Genomic DNA, 15780 nt, shown 5'->3' with positions numbered 1-15780 from the left:
GCTCTTTCAATAGTACGGGGGTTGAATGGATTACAAATTTTCCTTTTTGGTCGTTGGCAGTGCGCTCGTTATTATTCCTGGCGCGGATAAAAGTGTCGTCGGCACAGACATGCTCAACTCTGTATTGCTGGCGCAACTGGTTGCCAACAAAGAAGTTGAAAAGCACCCGCAACGCAATTGGTACGATGCTTATTTGCAAGTGCTGGATGATTTCTGGCTGCGGTATGCAAAAGCACAGCAGAAATGGCGGATAACCGGCGATAGTGCTGAGTCTGCGGTCGACTGGATCGTCGGCGCGATGGGCAAGGGTGAAATGAGCGAAGGACAACTCATTGCTGCAGCCTTGAAGCAGGTAGCAGGTTTGCCGGGGACCGAGCCTGCCATCGGCTTACTGCGTAAACACCTGCAAAACGCTATCGATGGACAGCGGGAGGACACGGAAGCGTCCTCGAAAAATGCACGTTTGCTGGTGCTCCTGGCGCAATCGGCGACTTCACTCACCAGTGTGTATTTCGAGTTTCAATCCCATCAGGCCGTCGGCCCCAACCCCTTCGCCCAGTTGCATACAGCCCTGGACGTGCCAGGCTCTGTGTCCATGCGCTACGACCAGGCGAAACTGGCCGAAACCCGCTATAGCCCCGTGCGTGACCTTATTGCCCAGAAAGTTCGGGACAGGCTCAAGGACAATGTCGCAGTGATAACAGTGAGCGAGAAGTCGCAGCCCTGAGTCTTGAGATGCCGAACAGCCTGGACCTGCCGCGAGAGCGGCTTCAGAACGTCGAGGCTGTACGATTCTGCTGATCGCGCTGGGCCACCCAGTGTTCGATCAGTTCACGCAACTGCGACAACTCCACCGGTTTGGCCATGTGCCCGTCCATACCCGCCTGGCGCGCGCGTTCTTTGTGCTCGGCGAGGATGTGTGCGGTCAACGCCACCACCGGGGTGCGAATCCGTTGGTTGCCGACTTCCCACGCCCGCAATTGCTGGGTGGCGGAGAAGCCGTCGAGGATCGGCATTTCGCAATCCATCAACACCAGGTCGTAGCGTTGGGCCTTCATCGCCTGCAAGGCCTCTTCGCCGTTGCTGGCGGTGTCCGGTTGCAGGTTGAGCTTGCCCAGCATGCCGCGAATGACCTTGGTCGAGATGCTGTTGTCTTCGGCCACCAGGATCCTGAAGTCGCTCGGCACCTTGACCGGCAGGGTCGGGCCGGCGGGCAGGTGATGGTTCACGACCTGGCCTTTGTTGCGCTGGTTCAGCTCATCCGCCAGGGTGGTCTTGAGGGTGTAGCCGGCCACCGGTTTGGCGAGGATGCGCTTGATCCCCGAGTTGCGGGCGATGATCTTGCTCGGCGCATTGCTGATGCCGGTGAGCATGATCAGCAGGATGTCGTGGTTCAGGCTCGGGTCTTCCTTGATCTTGGCCGCCAGTTGCATGCCGGTCATGCCGGGCATGTTCTGGTCCAGCAGGACCACGTCGAAGTAGTCGCGCAGGTGCGCCTTGGTGCGCAGCAACGCCAACGCCTCCTTGCCGGATGGCACGGCGCTGACGTTCAGGCCCCAGGCGCTGCATTGCTGCACCAGCACCTTGCGACAGGTGTCGTTGTCGTCCACCACCAGCACCCGCGCGCCTTGCAACGGGCTGTCGAGGTCGGAGGTCGGGTGTTCCAGGCGATCCGGGTCCAGCGGCAAGGTCAGCCATAAGGTGCTGCCCTGATTGGTGCCGCTCTTGATCCCGAATTCCCCTTGCATCAGGCGAATCAACTGACGGGCGATCACCAGCCCCAGGTTGCCGCCCAGGCGCGTGGCCGAGAGGAAATGCTTGCTGTGCAACTCGGCGTGCATCAACGCATCGCGTTCCTCGGCTTCCATCGGCACGCCGCTGTCCTGCACGGCGATGCGCAGGCGTGGTTTGGCGCTGCGTTCGTCGAGGGCGACGACGATCAGGATTTCGCCTTCGTCGGTCTTTTTCAGGGCGTTTTCCAGCAGGCTCAGCAGGGTCTGGCGCAGGCGCGTCGGATCACCGCTGATCACCCGTGGCACTTGCGGCTGGATAAAGCTGATCAGCTCGACGTTCTGCTGTTCGGCCTTGGCCCGGAAGATACTCAGGCAGTCTTCGATCAGGGCATTGAGGTCGAATTGCACGTCGTCCAGTTCGATCTGCCCGGACTCGAGCTTGGAGATGTCGAGAATCTCGTTGATCAGGGTCAGCAGTTCGTTGCCGGCGCTGTGGATGGTCTGCACGTAATCCCGCTGCTTGACCGACAGCGGCGTACCCAGCAGCAGTTCGGTCATGCCCAATACGCCATTCATCGGCGTGCGGATCTCGTGGCTGATCTTGGCCAGGAACTCGGCCTTGGCGTTGATCTCGGCATTGCTGGCGGCCAGGTCACGGCTGACGCTGAAGCGGTCTTCGGTGATGCTGCGCTGGCGCTCGCCCAGGGCGATGCTCATCAACAGGCCGCTGATGCAGATGAAGGCCAGCAAGGTGATGATCAGGCCTTGCGGCGCCACCAGGGTCAGCCCCAACAGTGCCGGGAGGATGATCAGCGCGCCGATGTTGAACACCACCATGGCCGCCACGAACAGGCGCGCCGGGCGATAGCCTTTTTGCCAGTGGAAGGCGCTGACGAACAGCATGCTCAAGCCTGCGAGCGCGACGAGGGCGTAGGTGATGATGTTCAACGGCAGGGTGTTGACGAACAACAGCAGCAGCCCGCAGACCACCGTGAACAGAATGGCCCCGAGCAGCAATTTGTTCAGCGGGTGCGGGCCCAGCGGCGCGAAGAAGCGGTAGGCGAACATCAGGCCGCACGGCGCGGTCAGCAGCAAGGCGAGATAGGCGCCGGGGGTCTGGACCGCGTGCCAGTTCGGCAGCCACGGTCCGGCCAGGTTCAGCAGCAGGATCAGGCTGAGCATCAGCAGGAATTCGCACGCGGCCAGCCACAGGCTGCTGCGCGAGCGGGTGTAGGCGTAGCGCACGATGTTGTGCAGGATCAGCATGGCGATGCAGCCGAACAGCAGGCCATAGATCAGCGTGAGGTTCTGATTGGCGGCGGTCATTACTGCCGATTGCAGGGTGATGTAAGGCCGCAATTGGTGTTCGGACACCAGTCGCAGGTAGACGTCGAGGGGTTTGTCGCTTTGCGGCAGCGGCAACATGAAGTCGCTGCTGGGTAATGGCCGATCGGCCTGGGGCTGCTGGGTGCCGGTGTTCAGTTGCTCGACCAGCTTTTCGCCGTCCAGCACATACAGATTGAGGTGTGACAGGTCCGGGGCGAACACCCGCAGCAATTGTTCGTGCTTGCCGGGGGCCAGGCGAAAACGCAGCCATAACGCACCGTCGGGCTCGGCCGCGGTGAGGCGGTCAAGTTCGATGGGGCTGAATTGATTGGTGAAGCGGGCGGAACGGATGTCGCTCAGCGCCAGGTCGCCCTGTTCGTCGAGCAATACCGACCAGCCACTGCCTTGCGCGGCCTGGGCCGGGAGCATGCAGAGCAAGGTCAACAGAGTGACGGTAAGACCTATGGCAATCCTGAGCCAGCGCACGGCGAAATCCCTTCGTAGGTTGATGCCAGAATATAACTATGCGCGGCGCTGGAACAGTCCGGCAAGGGCATCACGCCCTTGCCTGGCCGAATGGCTGGCCTATTCCTGATTTTCGCCACGCTCGCGGGCAATGGCACGGTAGCCAATGTCCTTGCGATAGAAGCTGCCTTCCCAGTCGATCTTCGCCGCCAGCTTGTAAGCCTGCTGCTGGGCCGCATCGACGCTGGCGCCCATGGCCGTGGCGCACAACACCCGACCTCCGGCCGTTACCACCTGGCCGTCCTTCAGCGCGGTACCGGCGTGGAAGACTTTGCCTTCCAGTGCCGCCGCTGCTTCCAGACCGTTGATCGCCACGCCTTTAGCGTAGTCGCCCGGATAGCCGCCTGCCGCCAATACAATGCCGACGCTCGGACGTGGATCCCATTGCGCTTCGACCTTGTCCAGGGCTTGCGCCAGGGCCGCTTCGACCAGCAATACCAGGCTCGACTGCAAGCGCAGCATCACCGGTTGGGTCTCAGGGTCGCCGAAACGGCAGTTGAACTCGATAACTTTTGGGTTACCGGCTTTGTCGATCATCAGGCCGGCGTAGAGGAAACCGGTGTAGACGTTGCCTTCATCGGCCATGCCGCGCACGGTTGGCCAGATCACCAGGTCCATCACGCGCTTGTGCACTTCAGCGGTCACGACCGGGGCAGGGGAGTAAGCACCCATGCCGCCGGTGTTCGGGCCGGTGTCGCCGTCGCCGACGCGTTTGTGGTCCTGGCTGGTGGCCATCGGCAATACGTTCTTGCCGTCGACCATGACGATGAAGCTGGCTTCTTCGCCGTCGAGGAATTCTTCGATCACCACGCGGGAACCGGCGTCGCCGAACGCGTTGCCGGCGAGCATGTCGCGCACGGCGTCTTCGGCTTCGGCCAGAGTCATGGCGACGATCACGCCTTTACCGGCGGCCAGGCCGTCGGCCTTGATCACGATCGGTGCGCCTTTTTCACGCAGATAAGCCAGGGCCGGCTCGATCTCGGTGAAGTTCTGGTAGTCGGCGGTCGGGATCTTGTGGCGCGCCAGGAAATCCTTGGTAAACGCTTTCGAGCCTTCCAGCTGGGCAGCGCCCGCGGTCGGGCCGAAGCAATCCAGGCCACGGGCGCGGAACAGGTCGACAACACCGGCAACCAACGGGACTTCCGGGCCGACGATGGTCAGGGAAACGTTCTTCTCGGCAAAGTCGGCCAACTGCTCAAGGGCCAGCACGTCGATGGCGACGTTCTCGCATTTGGCTTCGATGGCCGTACCAGCGTTGCCCGGCGCGACGAAAACCTTCTGCACGCGCGGATCCTGAGCCACTTTCCAGGCCAGGGCGTGTTCACGGCCACCGCTGCCAATGATCAAAATGTTCAAAAGAAGACTCCTTCGGAGAAGCTGCAAGCTGCAAGCGGCAAGTTGAGAGCAATCTGTATCGCTCTGAAGTGCGGCGTGCAGCTCTGAATTAGTAAGGCTGCAAGTGGCAGTAAGAGCTACGCAGGTCGGCTTTTACTTGTCGCTTGCAGCTTGGGACTTGTCGCTGCACTCAGTGCCTGAAATGGCGCATGCCGGTGAAGACCATGGCGATGCCGGCTTCGTCAGCGGCAGCAATCACTTCCGCATCACGCATCGAGCCGCCTGGCTGGATCACGGCGGTGATACCGACCTTGGCCGCATTGTCCAGGCCGTCGCGGAACGGGAAGAACGCGTCCGATGCCATCACCGAGCCCGCCACTTGCAAACCGGCGTGTTCAGCCTTGATCGCGGCGATACGCGCGGAGTTCACACGGCTCATCTGGCCAGCGCCGACACCGATGGTCTGACGGTTCTTGGCGTAGACGATGGCGTTGGATTTAACGTACTTGGCTACTTTCCAGGCGAAGATCAGGTCGTTGATTTCCTGTTCGGTCGGCGCACGCTTGGTCACGACTTTCAGGTCTGCGCTGCTGATCATGCCGACGTCGCGGCTCTGTACCAGCAAGCCGCCGTTGACGCGCTTGTAGTCCCAGGCAGCGGCGCGATCAGCCGACCACTCGCCGCAGGCCAGCAGGCGCACGTTGGCTTTGGCCGCCACGATGGCGCGAGCTTCTGCGCTGACGGATGGCGCGATGATGACTTCGACGAATTGACGCTCGACGATGGCCTTGGCGGTTTCAGCATCCAGCTCGCGGTTGAAGGCGATGATGCCGCCGAACGCCGATTCGGTGTCGGTGGCATAAGCCAGTTCGTAAGCCTGACGGATGCCGCCTTCGGCGTCCGGGCTGACCGCAACGCCGCACGGGTTGGCGTGCTTGACGATCACGCAGGCCGGCTTGACGAAGCTTTTTACGCATTCCAGCGCGGCGTCGGTGTCGGCCACGTTGTTGTACGACAGTTCTTTGCCTTGCAGTTGGGTCGCGGTGGCGATGCCGACTTCGGCAGGCTTGGCTTCCACGTAGAACGCCGCGCTCTGGTGCGGGTTCTCGCCGTAGCGCATTTCCTGCGCCTTGACGAACTGGCTGTTGAACGTGCGCGGGAACTCGCTGCGACCTTCGGTGCTGAGTGTTTCAGCGGCCTGGTTCACGGTGCCCATGTAGTTGGCGATCATGCCGTCGTAGGCGGCGGTGTGTTCGAAGGCCTTGAGCATCAGGTCGAAACGCTGTGCGTAGGTCAGGCCGCCGGCCTTGAGGCTTTCCAGGACGTTGGCGTAGTCGCTGGCATTCACCACGATGGCCACGTCTTTATGGTTTTTTGCCGCCGAACGGACCATGGTCGGGCCGCCGATGTCGATGTTTTCGATGGCGGTCGGCAGGTCGCAGCCTGGCTTGTTGATGGTGGCTTCGAACGGGTACAGGTTGACCGCCACCAGATCGATCGGCTTGATGCCGTGCTCGTTCATGATGGCGTCGTCGATACCGCGACGACCGAGGATCCCACCGTGGATTTTCGGGTGCAGGGTCTTGACCCGACCGTCCATCATTTCTGCGAAACCGGTGTAATCCGCGACTTCCACTGCGGCAACGCCGTTGTCACGCAGCAGCTTGAACGTCCCGCCGGTGGAGAGGATCTCGACACCCAGGGCTTCGAGCTCCTTGGCGAATTCGAGGATCCCGGTCTTGTCGGAGACGCTGATCAAGGCGCGGCGGATCGGCAGGCGGGTAGTCTGGTCGGTCATTTCAATTTCCATCAAAAGCAAAGGAGTCAGCAAAAAAGGCGACCGTTTTTACGCGGGCGCCTTTCTGGTTTGATTGAATGCTTACAGCAAATCGTACTGCTTGAGTTTCTTGCGCAGCGTGCCTCGGTTCAGCCCGAGCAGCTCGCTGGCCTTGGTCTGGTTGCCCTTGACATAGTTCATCACGCACTCGAGCAGGGGAGCCTCGACTTCGGAGAGCACCAGGTTGTACACATCCGTGACGGCAGCGCCCTCAAGGTGGGCGAAATAATTGTGCAGCGCCTTCTCGACACTCCCGCGAAGGGTCTGGCCTTCTTCGCTCGGCGTATTGAGGTGCTGTTTCAAATTCACGTTGTCGCTCACGGGTGTTGTTCCACTCACTAAAGTCTCGGTCATCATCGTCATGCGGCCACCCCTTCTCCGTCCCCTGTCAGGCTCTTGTAACGTTCGGCGAAGAACTCCCGGACGTTGGCGCATTGTGTTTCCGTACCATCCAAACGATTGAAGTGGGCGCGGAACTCCCTGGCGCCCGGCAGGGTTGCGAGGTACCAGCCCACATGCTTGCGGGCAATGCGTACGCCCATCACGTCTCCGTAGAAAGCGTGCAGCGCGGCCAGATGCTCAAGCAGAATACGTTCCACCTCGATCAGTTCCGGTGCCGGGAGTTTTTCGCCGGTCCGCAGAAAATGGTCGATCTCACGGAAAATCCATGGCCGCCCCTGGGCGGCCCGGCCTATCAACAGGCCATCGGCACCGGTCGCGTCGAGCACGTACCGGGCCTTCTCGGGTGAATCGATGTCGCCATTGGCGAAGACCGGGATCGACACCGCCTGCTTGATCGCGGCAATGGTGTCGTACTCGGCCTCGCCGGTGTACAGGTCGGCCCGGGTGCGGCCATGGACCGCCAGCGCCGTGATGCCTGCCTGCTCGGCGATCTTCGCCACGGTCAGGCCGTTCTTGTTGTCCCGGTCCCAACCCGTGCGGATCTTCAACGTGACCGGCACATCCACCGCAGCCACCACGGCCTGCAGGATCTCGGTCACCAATGCTTCATCTTTCAACAGCGCGGAACCGGCGGCCTTGTTGCAGACCTTCTTCGCCGGACAGCCCATGTTGATATCAATAATCTGTGCGCCCAGTTCCACGTTGGCCCGGGCCGCGTCCGCCAGCATTTGCGCATCGCCACCGGCGATCTGTACCGAGCGTGGCTCGGGATCACCTTCGTGGATCATGCGCATCCGCGATTTGCGGGTGTTCCACAAGCTCATGTCGCTGGTGACCATTTCCGAGACTACAAGCCCTGCGCCCAGTCGCTTGCACAGCTGACGAAAGGGCTGGTCGGTGACCCCCGCCATCGGGGCGAGGATCAAGCCGTTGTGCAATGTATATGGACCGATGCGTACCGCCGACATAGGACTTCCCTGTTGTGGGGCCGGATCATTAGAGTTCGAAAAAGGGTTGGCATGATACCCGCTCTCGATGACTGGTTAAAGGCTGAATTGAACAAAATCTGAACAGTTATTCTGTTATCGCCAGCGGTTTGGTTCGCAGGGGTGAAGTCAGAAAACCGCCGTCAATCCCGCAACACTGAAGCGTTTCACTCGGGTGAATGGAAGCTCAGGCTGTAGTTCACCGCTTTGGGGCCTGGATCGAGGATGTCCAGCGCGATGTGGATCGGCGTCTGTGGTGGCATCTCGGCCATGCCTTCGAGGTCACCGTTGAGGTACTCGCCGGGTTTGAAGCGACGACTGGCGATCAGGTGGCCGTTGAGGTCGGCAAAGCGCAGTTCCAGCAGCGGGAAGGGCTGGGAGAACGCCGCGCGGTTATAGATGATCGCATCCACCACCAGCGCGCCGCTGAAGTCCGGGTGGCTGCGCACCACCAGGTTGCTGCTTTTGACCTTGGCGATGTCGACCTTGGACGGCACCGTGCAGCCGATGTGCGGGCACAGTTGCTGGAACCACGGGCGGTATTGGTCCTGGCGCGCCAGTTCTTCGAAATGGTAGGCCACGTACTGGCCGACGAGGGCGCCGACGCCGAGCAGGATCAGCACCAGCCAGAAAAACCGTCGGCCCCACGGCGAGCGGCGTTTTTGCCAATCGAGTTGCAGCGGGTCGTCAGACAGGTCGAGCAAGGCTTCGTCACGCTCGGTCGCCTCGCTGCGTTCGTGTCGCTTGCGCAAGGGGACAATCGGAGGCAGGTCGTCGTCAGTGGTAGCGGCGGCCGACAGACGATCATGGCGCAGCGGCGTGTCGAGTGGATCATTCAGGCGCAGGTGCGGCACCTGGGGCTCGTCGTCCAGATCAACCGGTTCCAGCGAGAACGAAGGTTCGGTGCGCGAGTGCTTGCCCGGATCAGCTTGCGTTTCCCGTTGGTCGGCTTCGACGGCCTGGGCGCGATCGGCGGCCGATTCGCTGAACAGGCTGTCGGACCAGGGCTCGTCGTCGTGCTCGACACTGTCCCGGCGCGCGCTCAAGGTGTCTTCGCGGTGCTGGCCGAATTCCTTGGTGGGCTGGATTTCCCGCTGTTCGAGCCGGGCCAGTTCCTGGTCCAGGTCGAGGCTGTCCAGGTCCATTTCGGCGGCGGACCACTGCTTTTGGCTGATGGCCCGTACCGGCGGCTCGACGATGGCCGGGGCGACCGGTGTGACAGCGTCTTTGCCGGCCCGCTGCTCAAGCAGTTGCTTGGCGGCGTTGAACACCTGCAAGCAGGAGCCACAGCGAACCACCCCACGGGCCACGCTCAATTGGGCATGGCTGACGCGGAAGCTGGTTTGGCAATGCGGGCACTGGGTGACGAAGCTATCGGTCATGCGGCGATCCGGATTATGCAGGCGCTCATTCTAGCGCCGACGGCCAGTGATGCGCACCCAGCCATCGCGATTGGCAATCGGGTCCAGATCGAAGTCCTGGGCGTAGGCCTTGGCCACTTCTTCGCCTTGTTCGGCGAGGATGCCGGACAACGCCAGGCGGCCACCCGGTTTGACCAGGCTCGACAGTTGCGGCGCCAGGGACACCAGCGGCCCCGCCAGGATATTGGCCACCAGCACGTCGGCCTGCACCTGCGGCAGATCTTGCGGCAGGTACAGCGGGAAGAGTGCTTCGGCAATGTTGTTGCGCCCGGCGTTATCGCGGGAGGCTTCCAGGGCTTGCACGTCGATGTCGGTGCCGACGGCTTCCTTGGCGCCCAGCAACAGGGCGGCAATCGCCAGAATCCCCGAGCCACAGCCGAAGTCGAGGACGTTGCAATCCTTCAGGTCCTGGCCGTCGAGCCATTCCAGGCACAGCGCGGTGGTCGGGTGGGTGCCGGTGCCGAACGCCAGGCCCGGATCCAGCAGCAGGTTCACGGCGTCGGGTTCCGGCGCGGCGTGCCAGCTCGGGACGATCCACAGGCGCTCACCGAAACGCATCGGCTGGAAGCCATCCATCCAGCTGCGTTCCCAGTCCTGGTCTTCGATGATTTCGCTGTGATGCTCGGGCAGCGGGCCGCCGGTCAGCAGCTCCATATGGGCCAGGACGCTGGCGGCTTCGGTGCCGTCTTCGAACAGGGCCAGCAAATGGGTGTGCGACCACAGCGGCGTGGTGTTGAGTTCCGGTTCGAAGATCGGCTGGTCTTCGGCGTCCATGAACGTCACCGACACGGCGCCCACTTCGAGGAAAGCGTCTTCGTAGGTTTCGGCTTGTTCTGGGCTGATGGCGAGACGGACTTGCAGCCAAGGCATGGCGGGCACCTTTGAAAAATGTTGATTGCAGCCTAGCGGGCTGCGAGAAGCGCGCAAGTTTACGCGAGCGCGCAGCAGAAGACGACCGGATTGCGGTGAGGCGGGCGCGCGGGCGGATTCCGACCTGTCGACGGAACAATTCCTTACGAATTCGCGGACTCATCTCACTGCTCGTCTTGAATCGTCCTCTTTTGCCCGATGGTGCGCTTTACGAACATAGGTCATTCATGGCGCCCCAATACCTGGGGACCTGGCAGCGGTACTTTTTTCATGGAAGAACATTTGTTTATCAAGGGGCCGGTGGCCGGCAAAGACCTGGACTCGATCCGGCTGGCGGATTTTCAGGTCAAGGGCGACGAGGGCGACCGCGCGCTCATCAATGTGCTGGTCGACTGCCTGTCGGCCGCTGTGGCTCGGGAGTCGATCCGGTATGAAATGCCCGATACCTTTGCCCTCCCCGAGAATTGCATGCTGTGGCAATGGCTGGACGTGTACCTCAAAGCCATCCAGCACCCTGAATTCCTGGCTTGGGCGGCCGAACGTCATCTGGACCTCAAGAGCCTGCGGGTGCACGACGGGACGTTGTATGTGAACGCCGTTGAAGACGCTGTCACGACCCCGAAGGTCATGGCCTTGCACGATGATTCCGGTTGGTGGCGGGTGGCGGACCCCATCAACGCTGTGGCGCGGATCATCGACCCCGCCGGCATTGATCCGTTTGGTTTGCGGGACCCATCGACAGCTTCCAGCCATGCGTTTTCCCTGGCGGCGACCCTGGCTTTCCACGGCTATCCGCTGCCGGCCAATCGCCCCCAGGCCCATGTCCTGATTGACGAATTGCGCCGATTGTCCGGCTTTCCGGTGATTGACAGCAGTGGCCATATTTCCACCTCCGTGTCGGTGGAGCAGGCGGAACAACTCAAGGATTGCGCGAAGGTGGCCCGCGAGTTGGAACGAGCGCTGCAGGATCAGCTCTCGAGCACGGGGGAGTACGATTTCCTGGAAGCTTATCGGCGGCGCATCAAACTGGATTCCGGCTCGATGTTGTCGCAAGCAATGAATTCGGCGCTGCGTCTGCTCCAGGGCCTGAGCATCAAATTGAATGTGGGGCGCTTGCCGACGCCGGCCGGCTACTATTTTTCCCTGGTCGAGAAGACGCTCATGGAAGTCGACCGGTTTGCCGTGCCGAAAGCCGTGGCGGCCGACCGGCTCTCGGCGCCGGAGGTGGCCGGTGATTTGCGTGAGCTCGCTGCACTGGCGCAGAAACTCGGCGCCAACGTGCATGCCGATGGCTGTTTCAGCCTGGCTGTCGTGCTACGGGCCTATGAACGCGAGACGCCGACGGATGTGGATGAGGTCCGGGCGCTGGTCGTCGACCTGTGTCAGGAGCCTGATACCTTCACACCCTATGTCCATGCGTCGGCCCATTCCACCGCAGCGTTGCTCAGGCATCGGCGTTACCTGGGCTTGCTCAATAACCGCTACTGGATGGGCTTCGAACTCCAGCGCCTGGGCAGCGGCCTGGAGGATAGCGCCGCTGTCGCCACTGGCGCGGTGACGGTCGCCATCGACCCTGATTCGCCGCTGTCGGAGTTGACCGAGGCTGGCCGCCAAGAACTGTTGGCGGTAATGGCGCTGGATGAATTCAAAAGCATCGTCCGATCCAGGCAACTGGATCCGGCCGGTCATGTGCTGGTGAGCAGTTCCGGTTATGTCGGTGGTCTCAAGCTGGACGGTACCTGGGCCGATCTGGACACGGCGGTGAACGCCGTCGCTGTGCTGGCAGGCAAGTTCCAGTCCCTGGCGGCGATTGCCCGTCGAACCGGTGGCGCCCTTCGATCCAATGGCAACGTGACGCTGGAGCAGATGCTGAAGTTCTACAGCCTCGCGCCATCGGTCACGGCGCAAGAGGCGCTAGTCATGGCGCAGCGACTGCGTGGGGTGCCATTGCGCCCGCGCCCGTCGGTGGAGTACTGGAATGCGCTGGGCGGGCCATTTGCCTCCGTGTCGTCGCCCTTGTTATCCCGGCGCTTGCAGATCATTGAAGAGCCCGAGCATTTCATGCCGAGGATCGGCACTTCGCTGTATTACTGGTCAGTGCTGAAAAGGGTCGACGTCACCGTTGTGCTTTCAGCTTCCCAGCGCCAGCAGGTGCGCGATGCGGCGGCGCAGTTTATGGGCGGGATTGATGGCCCGTTGTTCGACTACCTTGCGCAGTCACTGGTGAGGGGCAAGTCCAGTGAGAGCGTACGGGCCGAGGCTGATCTGCTGGTCTCGCAGATGCTCGCGTGCCCGCGGGCGCAAAAACTGGCGGACACGCTGTCCCGGGCCGTGACCTGGCATGGCGAGCAGGCCCGTCACGCCGCGACCCGCGCTGGTCGTCACTCGCTGGTGCTGGCGGCGGCGATTCTCAGTCTTGATCCGCTGGCCGGGCAGAGCAGGACCCGGATTGCCGGGATTGACCTGGCGGACGAGGCATTCTGGGCGGACGGCTATGGCAATCTCCTGGCCGTCATCGAGCAACGGCTGGTGGCTGACTTCGGGATCGGCAACAGCAGCGCGCCGCTGGCCGCGCACCTGTTGCTCAGTGGTATCGCGCCTGAGTTCCTGGTGCGGGATATTCCTGAAGCAATGGCCTATATGTCCGGCCAGGTCTGGGTGCATTTCAAGCACTGTGTCGCGTACCTGGAGGGGAAGTACCCCGGGTCTTCGCGCCGGCTGACGTTCGACAGCATCATGAGCGGCGACCGGCTGAAGTCGATCAAGCCGCAGTACTGGGAGTTGAAAGAATTTTCCGGCCCGGTGATCGACTGGGCACGGGCCAATGGTTTGCTGCCCAAAAACGGTGAGGTGTTCACATCGTCGGAACTCGCCAGGGGCAAGGCCGCCTTGCTGGCTCAGTATGAGGGGCTCCAGACAACCATTGACTCGTTCCACCGTGTGCCCGTCACTCGCCGCGAGATGGCCCTGGCTGATTTGCGCCGGGTTTACCCGGGCAATGAGGCGCTGGAAAGGAAGGTCCTGACGCGGCTGCCGGATGATCCGACGGCGGCGGGAGACACCGCAGTGGGGCCGGGCGTCCAGCAGGCTTCGTTAGTCGATTTGCACCTGGCCGGGCTATTGGCCTCGGGCTCGAACCGCTGGACCTCCACCAGTGACACCCTCGATTATCCGGGCATGGCCCGGCAGTTCCATTTGCTGAACGACGTCAATACGGCGTACGGCCAGGATTTCGTCACCCGTGAAACCGAACTGTGGGCTGCGCATGTGCAGGCACTGCGGTACAGCCTGTCGCTAATGTCGCTGAGGCATCGCAAGCGTCTGGAATATGGCGCGCTGACGCTGTTCTTCGTCAGTCAGTCCCAGGCCGGTACGGTGACGCGGGGGCGTTTCGGCATCCTGGTGCTGTGCCAGCACCCAGCCTTTGCCGATTGCGTCTACGAGTTTTTCCCCCGGCAATGGCTCGTCGTCGAGCGTGAGGACTTGAATGTCCGGCGTTTGCGCGGGTACGCCGAACCGACTTCCCTTGGCTCGGCGACGCCCGGTTCACCGCTCGCCGCCGGCGCCCCGACCTTGTTGCCGCTTGACTGGGCCGCTTATGAAACCGGGGCGATGCCCAAGCCTGGCGTGACGTCTACGGTCACTCTGGAAAAGTTCGGCGCCATGACGCTGGCCCCCGAACAGGCCGCCGCGGATGCCAGCACCCTGGACGTGCCGCAAACCATGACGTCATTCCGAATCCGCAGCCTGGCCTCGGACGTGCTGAGCAACAGCCTGTTCTCGGCGAGTCTGGGACTGCGCCTGACGGCCGCCAGCACGCCAAGCCTGGAGGATGCGATCAGTGGGCGTGATCCCTGGGCCGAGTACCTCATGGGCATGACAATCCAGGAGAGCCCGCAGGTGTAGTGCGCTGTCGGGAAACGCATAAAGCAGAAACAACAAAGCCGCTCGAAAGCGGCTTTGTTGGTCTGGATCACATCTTAATGCTGGTTAGCCAGCTTGTGTTCCAGGTAGTGGATGTTGATTCCACCTTTGCAGAAGCCTTCATCGCGGACCAGGTCGCGGTGCAGCGGGATGTTGGTCTTGATCCCGTCGACAACGATTTCGTCCAGCGCATTGCGCATGCGCGCCAGGGCTTCGTCACGGGTTGCGCCGTAGGTGATCAGCTTGCCGATCAACGAATCGTAGTTCGGCGGAACGGCATAGCCACTGTACAGGTGCGAATCGACGCGAACGCCGTTGCCGCCTGGGGCGTGGAAATGCTTGACCGTGCCTGGGCTTGGCATGAAGGTTTTCGGGTCTTCGGCGTTGATTCGGCATTCAAGTGCGTGACCACGGATGACGACGTCTTCCTGGGTATACGACAGCTTGTTGCCAGCGGCGATGCTGAGCATCTCCTTGACGATGTCGATGCCGGTGACCATTTCCGATACCGGGTGCTCAACCTGAACGCGGGTGTTCATTTCGATGAAATAGAACGCGCCGTTTTCATACAGGAACTCGAAAGTGCCTGCGCCACGGTAGTTGATGTCGATGCACGCCTTGACGCAGCGGGCGAGGACTTCAGCACGAGCCTTCTCGTCGATGCCCGGTGCCGGCGCTTCTTCGAGAACTTTCTGGTGACGACGTTGCAGCGAGCAATCGCGGTCGCCCAGGTGGATCGCGTGACCCTGGCCATCGGAAAGCACCTGGACTTCCACGTGACGTGGGTTGGTCAGGAATTTTTCCAGGTAGACCATCGGGTTGCCGAACGCCGCGCCAGCTTCGGAGCGAGTCAGTTTGGCCGAGGAGATCAGGTCTTCTTCTTTATGCACAACGCGCATGCCGCGACCACCACCGCCGCCAGCGGCCTTGATGATCACCGGGTAGCCGACTTCACGGCCGATGCGCAGGGCAGTTTCTTCGTCTTCCGGCAGCGGACCGTCGGAACCCGGAACGGTTGGAACACCGGCTGCGATCATGGCGTGCTTGGCCGATACCTTGTCGCCCATCAGGCGAATGGTGTCGGCTTTCGGGCCAATGAAGGCGAAACCGGAGTTCTCGACCTGTTCGGCGAAATCGGCGTTTTCCGCGAGGAAACCGTAGCCTGGGTGAATAGCGGTAGCGCCGGTCACTTCAGCCGCGGCGATGATCGCCGGAATGTGCAGGTAAGACTTTGCAGCCGATGCCGGACCGATGCAGACGGATTCGTCCGCCAGACCCAGGTGCATCAGCTCTTTGTCTGCCGTGGAGTACACGGCGACGGTCTTGATGCCCATCTCTTTGCAGGCACGCAGGATCCGCAGGGCGATCTCACCGCGGTTGGCGATCAGAACTTTTTCCAACTTCGCAGTCATCAAAGTCTC

General features: G+C 61.8%; 10 protein-coding genes. 2 read left to right on the top strand and 8 right to left on the bottom strand.

The annotated features are described in order from the left end of the window. Nucleotides 1-25 precede the first annotated feature (25 nt). Nucleotides 26-727 carry a hypothetical protein gene (locus tag ACZ89E_RS19330; protein ID WP_476256259.1) on the top strand — a complete coding sequence of 234 codons (702 nt, stop codon included), beginning with the start codon at nucleotides 26-28 and terminating at the stop codon, nucleotides 725-727. 43 nt (nucleotides 728-770) lie between these two features. Here the strand turns inward: ACZ89E_RS19330 and ACZ89E_RS19325 are convergent, their stop codons facing one another. The 7 genes from ACZ89E_RS19325 to prmA form a co-directional block, all read right to left on the bottom strand. Beyond that, nucleotides 771-3545, bottom strand: a complete 2775-nt coding sequence (locus ACZ89E_RS19325; RefSeq protein ID WP_149660665.1) for a hybrid sensor histidine kinase/response regulator — start codon at nucleotides 3543-3545, stop codon at nucleotides 771-773. 99 nt (nucleotides 3546-3644) lie between these two features. Beyond that, nucleotides 3645-4940, bottom strand: coding sequence for a phosphoribosylamine--glycine ligase (gene purD / locus ACZ89E_RS19320; RefSeq protein WP_463259284.1), 1296 nt, complete (start codon nucleotides 4938-4940; stop codon nucleotides 3645-3647). Between the two features lie 169 nt (nucleotides 4941-5109). Further along, nucleotides 5110-6717 carry a bifunctional phosphoribosylaminoimidazolecarboxamide formyltransferase/IMP cyclohydrolase gene (purH, locus tag ACZ89E_RS19315; protein ID WP_463259285.1) on the bottom strand — a complete coding sequence of 536 codons (1608 nt, stop codon included), beginning with the start codon at nucleotides 6715-6717 and terminating at the stop codon, nucleotides 5110-5112. An 81-nt stretch (nucleotides 6718-6798) separates the two neighbouring features. Then, nucleotides 6799-7119 carry a DNA-binding transcriptional regulator Fis gene (fis, locus tag ACZ89E_RS19310; RefSeq protein ID WP_007907419.1) on the bottom strand — a complete coding sequence of 107 codons (321 nt, stop codon included), beginning with the start codon at nucleotides 7117-7119 and terminating at the stop codon, nucleotides 6799-6801. Next, nucleotides 7116-8126 (bottom strand): tRNA dihydrouridine synthase DusB, encoded by a 1011-nt coding sequence (dusB, locus tag ACZ89E_RS19305; RefSeq protein ID WP_149660668.1) that lies wholly within the window; start codon nucleotides 8124-8126, stop codon nucleotides 7116-7118. The genes fis and dusB overlap by 4 nt, the downstream gene beginning before the upstream one ends. Nucleotides 8127-8311: 185 nt before the next feature. Further along, nucleotides 8312-9526: a DUF3426 domain-containing protein gene (locus tag ACZ89E_RS19300; protein WP_476256258.1), complete on the bottom strand. Its 1215-nt coding sequence runs from the start codon at nucleotides 9524-9526 to the stop codon at nucleotides 8312-8314. Between the two features lie 30 nt (nucleotides 9527-9556). Further along, nucleotides 9557-10435: a 50S ribosomal protein L11 methyltransferase gene (gene prmA, locus ACZ89E_RS19295; RefSeq protein WP_149660670.1), complete on the bottom strand. Its 879-nt coding sequence runs from the start codon at nucleotides 10433-10435 to the stop codon at nucleotides 9557-9559. 270 nt (nucleotides 10436-10705) lie between these two features. Between prmA and ACZ89E_RS19290 the strand changes: the two genes are divergently transcribed. After that, entirely contained in the window at nucleotides 10706-14341 is a 3636-nt protein-coding gene (locus ACZ89E_RS19290; protein WP_476256257.1) for a hypothetical protein, read from the top strand. Nucleotides 14342-14415: 74 nt separating this feature from the next. On the opposite strand, the gene accC is transcribed toward ACZ89E_RS19290, so the two are convergent. Further along, on the bottom strand, nucleotides 14416-15771 hold the full coding sequence (gene accC / locus ACZ89E_RS19285) for an acetyl-CoA carboxylase biotin carboxylase subunit (protein WP_054044025.1): 1356 nt from the start codon (nucleotides 15769-15771) through the stop codon (nucleotides 14416-14418). Nucleotides 15772-15780 lie beyond the last annotated feature (9 nt).

It is taken from the genome of Pseudomonas sp. TE3899 (assembly GCF_056279105.1).
Note: the sequence above shows the minus strand (reverse complement) of the source record. Positions and strands in the feature narration are given on the sequence as shown.